13 protein-coding genes are annotated in these 10,444 nt (G+C 39.9%); 4 read left to right on the plus strand and 9 right to left on the minus strand.

Features of this window, described 5'->3' with window-relative positions; genetic code table 11:
* Positions 1-13 precede the first annotated feature (13 nt).
* The 7 genes from QT974_RS23840 to QT974_RS23870 all read right to left on the minus strand — a co-directional run bounded on the left by QT974_RS23840 (position 14) and on the right by QT974_RS23870 (position 5,942).
* Entirely contained in the window at positions 14-577 is a 564-nt protein-coding gene (locus QT974_RS23840) for a hypothetical protein (RefSeq protein ID WP_333470894.1), read from the minus strand.
* 32 nt (positions 578-609) lie between these two features.
* Entirely contained in the window at positions 610-1,143 is a 534-nt protein-coding gene (locus tag QT974_RS23845) for a hypothetical protein (RefSeq protein WP_333470895.1), read from the minus strand.
* 56 nt (positions 1,144-1,199) lie between these two features.
* Positions 1,200-1,766 (minus strand): hypothetical protein, encoded by a 567-nt coding sequence (locus QT974_RS23850; protein WP_333470896.1) that lies wholly within the window; start codon positions 1,764-1,766, stop codon positions 1,200-1,202.
* A 77-nt stretch (positions 1,767-1,843) separates the two neighbouring features.
* Entirely contained in the window at positions 1,844-2,776 is a 933-nt protein-coding gene (locus QT974_RS23855; RefSeq protein WP_333470897.1) for a GNAT family N-acetyltransferase, read from the minus strand.
* Positions 2,776-2,997 (minus strand): hypothetical protein, encoded by a 222-nt coding sequence (locus QT974_RS23860; protein WP_333470898.1) that lies wholly within the window; start codon positions 2,995-2,997, stop codon positions 2,776-2,778. The genes QT974_RS23855 and QT974_RS23860 overlap by 1 nt, the downstream gene beginning before the upstream one ends.
* Before the next feature lie 35 nt (positions 2,998-3,032).
* Positions 3,033-5,066: an FtsK/SpoIIIE domain-containing protein gene (locus tag QT974_RS23865; RefSeq protein ID WP_333470899.1), complete on the minus strand. Its 2,034-nt coding sequence runs from the start codon at positions 5,064-5,066 to the stop codon at positions 3,033-3,035.
* Between the two features lie 6 nt (positions 5,067-5,072).
* Positions 5,073-5,942, minus strand: a complete 870-nt coding sequence (locus QT974_RS23870) for a hypothetical protein (RefSeq protein ID WP_333470900.1) — start codon at positions 5,940-5,942, stop codon at positions 5,073-5,075.
* A 597-nt stretch (positions 5,943-6,539) separates the two neighbouring features.
* On the opposite strand from QT974_RS23870, the gene QT974_RS23875 reads away from it, so the two are divergent.
* Positions 6,540-7,028, plus strand: a complete 489-nt coding sequence (locus QT974_RS23875) for a helix-turn-helix domain-containing protein (protein ID WP_333470901.1) — start codon at positions 6,540-6,542, stop codon at positions 7,026-7,028.
* Positions 7,029-7,324: 296 nt separating this feature from the next.
* Here the strand turns inward: QT974_RS23875 and QT974_RS23880 are convergent, their stop codons facing one another.
* Entirely contained in the window at positions 7,325-7,909 is a 585-nt protein-coding gene (locus tag QT974_RS23880; RefSeq protein WP_333470902.1) for a hypothetical protein, read from the minus strand.
* Between the two features lie 755 nt (positions 7,910-8,664).
* On the opposite strand from QT974_RS23880, the gene QT974_RS23885 reads away from it, so the two are divergent.
* The 3 genes from QT974_RS23885 to QT974_RS23895 all read left to right on the plus strand — a co-directional run bounded on the left by QT974_RS23885 (position 8,665) and on the right by QT974_RS23895 (position 9,770).
* The gene (locus tag QT974_RS23885) at positions 8,665-8,922 is read left to right on the plus strand and encodes a ribbon-helix-helix domain-containing protein (RefSeq protein WP_333470903.1); all 258 of its coding nucleotides are present in this window, start codon (positions 8,665-8,667) and stop codon (positions 8,920-8,922) included.
* 67 nt (positions 8,923-8,989) lie between these two features.
* Positions 8,990-9,301, plus strand: coding sequence for a DUF433 domain-containing protein (locus tag QT974_RS23890; protein WP_333470904.1), 312 nt, complete (start codon positions 8,990-8,992; stop codon positions 9,299-9,301).
* A gap of 91 nt (positions 9,302-9,392) precedes the next feature.
* The gene (locus QT974_RS23895) at positions 9,393-9,770 is read left to right on the plus strand and encodes a hypothetical protein (protein ID WP_333470905.1); all 378 of its coding nucleotides are present in this window, start codon (positions 9,393-9,395) and stop codon (positions 9,768-9,770) included.
* A 130-nt stretch (positions 9,771-9,900) separates the two neighbouring features.
* Here the strand turns inward: QT974_RS23895 and QT974_RS23900 are convergent.
* A partial coding sequence (locus QT974_RS23900) for a Uma2 family endonuclease (protein ID WP_333470906.1) occupies positions 9,901-10,444 on the minus strand: 544 nt, incomplete at its 5' end.

Raw genomic sequence — 10,444 nt, forward strand, 5'->3', positions numbered from 1 at the left:
TATGAACTATTTTTTAAGGGCAGGATGTTTGAGTCGCTTCGCCAATGTCATCTATTAAAAAATTATTATTATTGAGTACAAGAGTAAAATCTCTGTATTCACAGACTTGTTCTCTACCATCTTTAAAAGAATACAGCAACCAAACTGTCATTTTTGCTCTAGTAGGAGATTGTTCAATAGGTTTTATCTGAGTAACTTTGATAAAGTTATATAGACTAACCCATTTTTTATTATTATCACTTGAAGGGTATTTTTTCTTGAAATCATCAGTAGTAAATACTTGTCCGGCTGCCTTATTATCTGTAGTTGTCAGTGCATAAAAGTTATTGAGAGTTTGCTCAGGTGTCGTTCTCAATGGAATATCTGAAGGTGAGATGGTACTGCTCGGTGAAGGTGGCAAAGATTGGGGTAAAGATTGGGGTGTTGAATTTGAAGGGGTATTAGATTTAGCCAAATTCTCTTGAATGGCATTCCAAGCTGCTTGACCGGCTAGAACGAACACAGCACCACCTAACATAACACCGATTAAAATGCCGTACACTTTCCATAGTTTTTGTTTGTCTGTTTGGTCATTCATAACTAAATGTTTCCTTTGTGATGACTGAAAATTTATGAAACTTCAATATTAATGAGGTAGCCTGACTGATTGGGTGCAGAAATTTCAATAATATAATCTCCAGTATTTGGCAGTTTACCCTGCCATTGTGATACACCGTTCGCAGTATTGCCTATTGTTTGATTGTTAGGAGAAATAATTGTCACATTAATACTTCCCTGCCTGACTTGCACTGTCATTCGTTGTCCGCTACCGCAGTTTAGTAAGTAGCGCTTTTTTTGATTTGCTGTTACACTGTCACGAATTGTTGCTCCTGTACTACCTTTATCAAAGCTTACTCGTTCAGTTGAATCCGAGGGTGTAGATAAAGGAGTTTGCGATCGCACTTCTGGTGGTGCTGGTGGAGTGCTTAAAGGCAAAGAGCTAGTAGATGGTGGTTTATTTTCTATACTGGCTTTTGACATATTCTGTTGAACGGCATTCCACGCGGCTTGACAGCCTATAATTAGCACAGCACCACCTACCATTACACCCATTAAAATACTATAAGTTTTCCAGAGACTTCTTTTTTGTTCATCATCATTCATAGTTTTAGTTATATTTTTTCAAGTGACATCAGTTGAACTATGATTTAATTCATTATTTAGCGACAGCCAGTTACGCTATCTTTAATTGTTGACCACTCCTGAGCTAGAGAATACTCACTTTTGACAATTCTTCTTTTCCATAACTCTGGATGCTTGTGATAAAAGATGTAATCGACTACCGCTTCACATTGCTTGATACGAGACCATTCTTCCTGTAAACTCGATTCATCACTTCTGATTTTTCGACCTGCTAGTTCAGGATATCTGTCATAAAAAATTTGATCGGTAATCTTATCTATTTCCTCTTCTGTCCCTATTTCCTGATTTGAGCGAAGAGAATTTTTAGAAGGAGACACTAAAGTTGATGGTGAACTACTGACACTTGAAACCGACGGTGTAGATGAAGGAATTTGCGATCGCACTTCTGCTGATGCTTGTGGAGTTCTTAAAGGCACAGAGTTAGTAGAGGGTGGTTTATTTTCAACAGCAGCTTTTGACATATTCTCTTGAATGGCATTCCAGGCGGCTTGACCCCCTAGAATTAGGACAGCACCGCCTACCATAACACCCATTAAGATGCCGTAGACTTTCCATAGTTTAGTTTTTTCCTGTTGGTCACTCATTTGCCTTACATTAAAATTATAAAGACTTGTAATCCTGGAATCAGACTCATAGTTAGATATTGAAAATTTTCAAACAACTATTCTCCTTTCTTCTTTTTTTTCTTGTGTTCGGGAACCATTTCTGCATCTACCATGTCTGTCAAATGGGAGTTAATCCACAATTTTTCTTCATTATCATTAGACAGATTTTGGACATCTGAAAATAAAGAACCTTCCGGTGATTGAAGGGGAGTTACTTTATTATTAAGGTCTAATAACAGCGTACAAACCCCGCTAACTGTCATAAATGCAGCAGCAGAACTTTTAGCGGTATTAATCACAGTTTTTCCCAATTCATCTATCAATGTATGAAATCTGGATTCTAAGTCATCTGTTTTTTTTTCATCTCGATTAATTGTTTTTACATACTGAATGCTCCCATCAATGGTTTGTTCAGGCTCAAATCCCATTTTTGCCCAAAACTCAGGTTGTTCGTTCGATCCTAAATAAATTACAGTTCCATCAGGCAACTTATTTTCCACAGATTGGAACAGCTTGGTAGCAATTCCTTTCCGTTGATACTTCTCAGAGACGAGAGTGTCTTGAACTCTAATTCTTCCATCATCATCTTTCCTAACATTGATATAGCCATAATCATTGCCTTGATTATCCAAAGCGTTAATCCGAGCAGAACCTCCTGTATCTAAATAATCGTAATTAACTTCATAAGCTAAGCTGTTGGCAAATTCATTCTTTTTTTCAGCTTTTTGAGATAATGAACCTCCTTGTTGTGTGCTTGATAAAGAGCTTTGACTGCCTATCATTTCCAGAAGCAACTCAATTTGCTCCTGACTTGCTTGAAGGTTTCTCATGCCTTCATAACAATTTTCCAAAATATCGAAAATCTGACTATCTATCTGAGAGGAGGTAATATTTAATAGACGATCGGCACTGGTTTGTGCTTCAGCCACTAAGTTGAGAACTTGGTTAAGACGTGACTGAAGCGATTCGCTTTCTTCTTTAAGATTCATTAGCCTCCTAAAAGTTTTTGAATTTCCTCCGCTTGCCCTATTGCATCTTGAAGGTTTTTAACCCCGTCAGCACACAAGTCAAAAATTGCCTTTATTTTCGCTGGTGCTTCACTCAACGAAACATCTGGGACTTGTCCCGCTAACGCTTTAGTTTCTTCAACCAGTTCAACGACTTTATCCATCGTTCCTTGAAATTCTTCTATCTGATCTAGTAATGCCATAGGATACCTCGTTAAACTACTAGGTGAACTTTTATCTAACCGAAAGGATTATTCCAGACTTGCTTCGGTACGTAAGGAGTAGCCACAATTTTTAATTGTGATTCTAACCCTCTATACACAGACCTTCCTTTCGGATCTGCTGGTAATTCTGCTGCCACATCATCATCAAGTAATAGTTGACTTGCAGCGGGGAAAACTCTGAAAATTACTCGCTCATCCATATTATCAGATATGAGTCGGGGAATCACATCAGGTGTAGGTCTTTGGCTACAGTAAAAAATATGAATCCCAGTTACGCGACTCTTGGCAGCCAACTCTTGAAGATACTTAGAAATTTCCTCTCGGTTTTTTCTGTCTGCGCTCAGTATCGATGCGGCTTCATCAATTACTAAAATTATTCGATGCTCTTGACTGTTACATTTTTCTCGTAATTCCTTCAAGCTTTCTACATCCTCGTCAATCATAGTTGTCAGTCTTCGCTCATACTCATTCCACAATTGAGTCAGCAAAGTTACCAATTCTTCAGCCTTCGTGACCAATTTAACACTTTCATTTCGACGTTCGATCCGGTAATAATCGAAACCAGCTTTAAAATCAGCAATATAAATTTCTCTATTTACCTTAATTTTAAAACTGGCATATAAAAACTGATAAATCATTGAAGTGAGAAAGTTGGTTTTACCAGTGCCGGTTGTTCCGGCAACAATCCGATGGGGAATCTTAGAAAAATCAGAAACACAAGGTTTCCCATCTTGGTCGATGCCCACAACATAAGTATCTTCTGTGATCAGACTTCCATAGTCTCTGATAATATCTTCAATGTCTAATTTTAATGGGAACTTATCTGTAACTTCATCCGAAGATATGGATACAGTAACCGTGTCACACTCAACGCCAGCACAAGGTTGATTAATCGGAATTGGCAAACGAAAAAATGCAGCCGCTTCATCTAAATCTATCAGGCGATGTAGTCTCCGCATTGTTTCAGGGCCACCCTGAAAACCATCCAGTCTGTTTCCTGTCACTTCCCAAATTCCCTCTTGGCAGGCTTGGTCATTCACATTGACTTGCAAAGCAGTTTGTGCTGCATATTTTCGGTCATTTACTTGTACAACTCGTGGAATAAAAATATTACCTGTACAAGTTGCTGCTAGCTGATTAGCCACACTTTGACAAGTATTGATATCTTGTGAAAAAACCCGCAAACTATATAAAAAGACAATCCCAGAATAATACCTTTTCTGAATGTCTTCGTACACTGACTTTGCTTTCTGTGCATTAGTATTAGGAGCAATATTTTCTTCACGAATACCTCTAGCTGCTACCGCCAGTGCTTCCAGATATCGAGAGATGGTATTTTTTTCGTAGCTTTCTACTGTGGTGGGAACCAGCGTGATTTCTATACAGGTGGCTTGTCTGTACTCTTGCAGTTGATCGAAGAAAGCAATCATGTTATTGTCTTTATTAACTTGCAGTTGTCCGGGTGAATAAAAATACTTTTTATCCGCCTCAAGCCATTGAAATACTGCTTCTGTTTTAAGGATTTCATAACAGTATGGTGGCTGACCAGGATTAAACCATCCCGGTTGCCAATCAAGTCGATGTTGAGGGACAGCCTCAAATTTATAAAGTTGAGAACGCAAGCTACTTTGAATATACTCGGCTTGCTTTTCCTTGAAAGTATTTATGTACTGGCTGGTGTTGCTAGCCACTCGCGCTAGCAAATATATCTCTATGGAAACGTTAGACTTTTGAGAGGATGGCTGGTAAATAATTCGGAGACTGTATCCACAGGAAACATCACCATTTGAATTTTCAAATTGGGTATAGCCGAATAATGCTAGATTCTTTAGTAAATCTTTTTGCAAGTTTGCAACAAAACTTGCTCTGGTAGAAGGTGCTAAGTTTTCTATTTCCTTAAAATAGTTGGCTCCAAAGTCAGGAATAGCCTTCAGTTGGAAGACATTGATACTCATGTAACTGTAACGGATTAATTCTTGAGGCTGTCCTTTTATGATTGCTGAACCACTCCAGTAGTTCAGTTTCGGTGCACTACTTATGCTCATCATTATCTCCTAAAAATCATCAAATATGTTTTTCTTACTCTCGGGGATAATTTCCTCATTTTTAGTCTGATGTACAAAGTCTTTAACTATGGCACCTTTTTGCAGAAGTTTATCATGAATAATCTTGCCAACTGAGCGAGACATTATTGTATGTAAAACCCTCAAATCATCCCACTGAAAACTTCTGGATAGGCGATTGCGTTTCAGTTCTTCTTCTTCCAGCTTGATTTTTTCTATTTTCCTATTTCTTTCTATATTCTCCTCTTGATAGATAGCAAGTTGCGAGTCATACTTTCTCTTCGCTTCAGCTACCTGAGAATTTGATGTGATGTAAATTCCTAATGCACCAATTACTCCAACTATGCTAAGGACTTGTAAACCCCCATTCCCCGAAAAAAAGAAACCAGCAGCGATGAGCGCCAAGACAACTAAAGCTGCATCTGGAATTAAAGGTTGAGTGTTAGCTGCTTGAGGTCGTATTGGTGCTGCGGGTAGTTCGGATGGTTTTTCTGGCTGGACAATCATCATCATTTGGATATCTGCCCAATTGGAATCACCGAAGTAATCGATTCCAGCAATAAACTGCATATTAGTATAGATAGAGTTTCTGAGATTAGCTGTAACCCTAGCCCTCACATCTTTATCAATTTTGAGTGCCTCTCCAGCACCTTCTACAATCCAACCAGCGTTGGTATAAAAAATATCGATTGGGACTTGCTGTGCTTGCAGTTCCGCTTTAAGAATGTCATGCAAGCTAACTGTCTCAAACTTGATTCCTTTTGTTTCTATTACGGCAGAAAACTCCCAAATCACCCAAGATTGCGTCAGAATCGCTGGTTTTGAGTGTAATCTCGTCTTTTCGCTTCTAAAATCATTCATAGCCATATCTCCTCTCAAATCTGGGATTTTTAGAAAGCAATTGCTAAGCTTCCTTCGCCAAACGATCGCCCTCTCGAAGTCGATCGCCCGCAAGCCACTTGCAACCCTCTATTTGTCTATCAGGCTAGAACCCTAACTTTTATGCAAAAGTTACCGAATTCTTTACAAAAGTTAATAAATAGCCTTAGCTACCGATAAACTTCCAAGCTTCTATGACCCAGCAAAAGTCTTGCATAGCAAAGCTTTCGCAGCGATCGCACAGATTCCCCAGAAAGCCTGCTACAGCCTCCTGTTTATATATCAGGGCCACATCCACAAAATTATGCAAAACCCAGAAAATAAATTAAAAAAATTACCAGCAGTACCCGAAACTAGAGTCAAACCCAGAAAATTACCAAAATTCAGCCCTAATCCCTGTCGTAACACTAACTGCCATCAGTAATTACTCAAAAGCCCTGCCACAAACTTTTTGACTTGTAAATTGCACCATTTACAGTTGAGCTTTCAAGTATATTAAGCTAAATAACACTGCTCGTAAACTGATATACATCAGGAATTCTGTTAGAATCCCATCAGGAACTTCACACACACCAATCTATGGCATCCACAAACGATCGCTTCGTCGAGGCAGAAAGCCGCTGGGACTTAAAAACTCTGTACGCAGACTTGGCCGCCGTTAAGGGAAAGCCTCTCACCCCCGTAGAAAAGCTGCACCTGCGGGGGTTGCTTTGTGGCTACAGTCCCGCTGAAATTGCGGAAAAGCTCCAAAAGAATCCCAAGGGTGTGGAAACTGACCTGTGTGCCACTATTTATAGATACGTTAAAGGCTTTGTGGGTAAAGGGATTGAAAAGATCGAAAACTGGAGAAATATTGCTGAATGGCTTGACGATGCTGGATATAAAACTCAGTCATGTGCTAAATTGCCAGCCAGTAATTTGTTACCTGAAAAGAGCATAGTTAATATAAGTAATATAAGTATTGAAAAAAATCAAATAGTAATTGTTGTCAAGATCCAAATACCTACATCACTAGATTCAGAACTGCCAATACAAAATCTAGACCTCAACGATAACAACGCTAACTAAAATTTTGCCGCAATTCAACTGATTGGTAGGGTGAAGCGACTCTAATCAAGAAGGGCGATCGCACTTCTATTATGCTACGATTCAATGAGAATGTCAGTGATTTTGATAGTGCGCGTGTGGCCAGAAACCGGGTTTTTACCATAGACTTGGTGAGAGTGCGAAAATTCGGGAAAAAACCCGGTTTCTTTGGTTGTGCGAGTGTCCTGAAACCTCGGTTAGCTTCATAGTCCAACCGGGGTTGAAACTCCTGTCTCATAGCGAAAGTCCTCTTTAGAGGACTAAAGAGTTTTTGATTTTTATCTCAGCTTTTCAGTCGGTTTCAACCGACTTTCGCCCGACGCCAGGGGTTGAAACCCCTGGCAGGTTTGTGCGACACCACTGACAGACATCGATGAGTAAATCTCATTTTCTGGGACAGATAGTACGATAAATCCCTCTCTATTATTCTCCCATTTCAAGTTATTTTTAATCTGACCAATGCACTCACTAACATTTTGTTCGTATAGACTATCTATACGATCGCAGTGCCATTCAAATACCACAACCCATTGAGGTTGTTCAGTCAGAATTAACTTGATAAAATCATCAAAACTTTTGCCTTCCCAATCTATCTGCTCACCATTCACCTCGGATTCTAACAAGTCCAATCCTTTCCCTTGCACCGAAAAATTCACCCATTGCAGATTTCCGTAAACGGGGGGTAAGCGCTTGATTATATGGGCTGGAATTTCCCGCTCTACTAATTTTATATATTTGCCCCAAACGTAATACTTTTCACCTTGGGGATATTCTACGCCACCCCAAGTAAAAGTTTCCTGATGAACTTCTAAATAATCAAGAGTTTGTCTTGTCGAAAGTAATATTTCAAAACAAGCATCCATAATTTCTCCTTTAGTTAATCAACATCTTTGCGATACCACCAAAATTGTTGCGCTCCACATTCCCATCTTTTCTGTTCCCAATTGTAGCGGAATTCGTGGATATGCGGGTTGGAATGGTCTGAGGCACGATTATGATCCGTCCAATCTACTCTACCCCAAGGCACATCGCAGCCATTAGCTTTTGGCCAAGTTGATAAGGGAAAGGTTGCTGACTGGCGGTAACAAATATTATCACTTCCATCTCTTTTTCCAAGTGTTGTATGGGGTCGTCCTTCTGCTTGTGGATCTGGTAAGGGGATATCCTCTCCCTGTATTGTTTGCTGTGTAAGAGAGAATTCTGGTATATAATACTCGCGGTTGGCTGACAGAATATTCTCCTTTTAACTAATTGATTGTAACCTACGAAAATAGAGTTGCCAGATTGTTAAGCTCATTATTTGCTACAGCTTTTTGTTTGAAGAGTAGCAATGACACCATTTGCGATAGAACTGAGTGCTTCTGCACCCTTTAAACGAAACTTTTAAAACGATGTCCAGTTTGCACCGCTTCGCAACCTAAATTTCTTATTTATACTTTGCATAGTTTAACCTCCTCATCAGATCCTAACGTAAAACAAATGAAAAAACAACGGGTAATTAATTCTAGCTTAAAATAATAGGAGGAGATTTACGCACTCCATCAGTCATAGATTAGAATAGAGACAAACGTGCAATCCCCTCAACTGAAATAAAGCAATAGCCAGCCGATATTTACCTATGAGTATCACCCTCACCTCCGAACAAGAACAACTCATACTCGCCCAACTCGCCAGCGGGCGCTATACCAACGTTACCGAAATCATTGCTGACGCGCTACGGCTGCTGGAAAAACGCGATGGATACGATCGCTGGGTAGAAGAAGTTTGCGCCAAAATCGACATCGCCGCCGCACAACTCGATCGCGGTGAAGGAGTAGATGGTGAAACGGCGATCGCTCAAATCCGAGCCAAATTTCACAAAGCTCGATCGGTGTAATCGCTGATGAACCAATATATCATCTCATGGATTTGCTCGATACTATTTTAGATTTTGGCGATCGATTATGACCATCAAAGAACAACTTCTCCAAACCATTAAAACACTGCCTGATGAGTTGCTCGCAGAAGCCCTAAAATTCGTCCAAATTCTTCAGCATCCCATTCACAAAACTCCAGGAATTTGTGGCGGTGCAGCGCGAATTCGCGATACCCGCATTCCCGTCTGGACGATTGTTGCTTATCAACAACAGGGCGCAACCGAAACCGAACTTCTCTATAATTATCCAGGACTCACCCTTCAAGATTTGCAAGCAGTGACGAACTATTACGATCGCAACCGAGAAGAAATCGAGCTGTGGCTTGCTGAAAATAAGTAACTAAAAATGCTAAAGTTTTACTCGAATAAAAACTTCCCGATCGCACTTCTATTGTGCTACGATTCAATCAGAGCGTCAGTGAGTAAAAAAAATGGTAACAATTACCCTTCAAATTCCCGACGAACTGGCTCAACGTCTAGAACCTCTGCAAAATCGTTTGCCAGAACTGCTTTGGCAACTTATAGAACTAACTAAAAATCCCACAACTATTGAGCCAGAAATCGCAACTAATACTGCTGATATTCCTACAGTTTATCAAGAAGTTCTTGACTTTTTGATCGATAGTCCAACTCCCCAAGAAATTGTTGGTTTCAAGGTTTCACAACAGGCTCAGACACGCCTGCAAATTTTGCTTGAAAAAAACTGCGAATCGACCCTAAATCCAATGGAAATAGCAGAATTAGATGTTTACGAGCAGCTAGAACATCTGATGATTTTACTAAAAGCAAGAGCCTATTCAGCGATTTGATAAATGACTTCTAGTTTCATTCCTGCCGAAGTCCGCACATTAGTTATTGAAAGAGCTTCAGAACGCTGTGAATATGGATTTGCTCGATATCTTCCTAGATGTACGATAGCTTATCTACTTCCTTATCTCTCTAACCCAAAATAAAATCAACGCTTACTTCAAACTCAGGAAAAGCTAGCGGCGCAACCATTTCTCCACGCTCAAACTTTTGCATTGAAGTATAGCCATTTGCCGTCGGTTCGCGGTAAACTTCTAAACAATTCACCTCAAGATCCCACAACCATACTTCTTGAATACCAGAACGAGCATAGTTAGGAACTTTCACTTCGCGATCGAAATCAACAGTGCTATCAGAAACCTCGACTAAAAGTAACACTTCAGATGCTATTGGATGTGCTGTTTCGTAGTAATCAGCACGAGGTTGCAGCAATACCAAATCTGGCTGAGGTTCGGTTCTTTCTGTTAACTGAATTGGGTTTTGAACATCCAAAATAGCACTTTCTTCTGGAAGTTGGCGAAACTGTCGGATCAGTCGCCGCACACAAGTTGCATGACGAGTACCAATTGCAGCCATTTGGATAATTTCTCCTTCGATCAATTCTACTCGGTCATCTTCGTTCAAAATGCCAGCCTCACCCATTAGGTGATATTCTTGCACTGTAAATAGCCGTCTT

Origin of the sequence: Microcoleus sp. BM001215392, assembly GCF_036700185.1 — a bacterium.
Lineage (GTDB): Bacteria > Cyanobacteriota > Cyanobacteriia > Cyanobacteriales > Microcoleaceae > Microcoleus.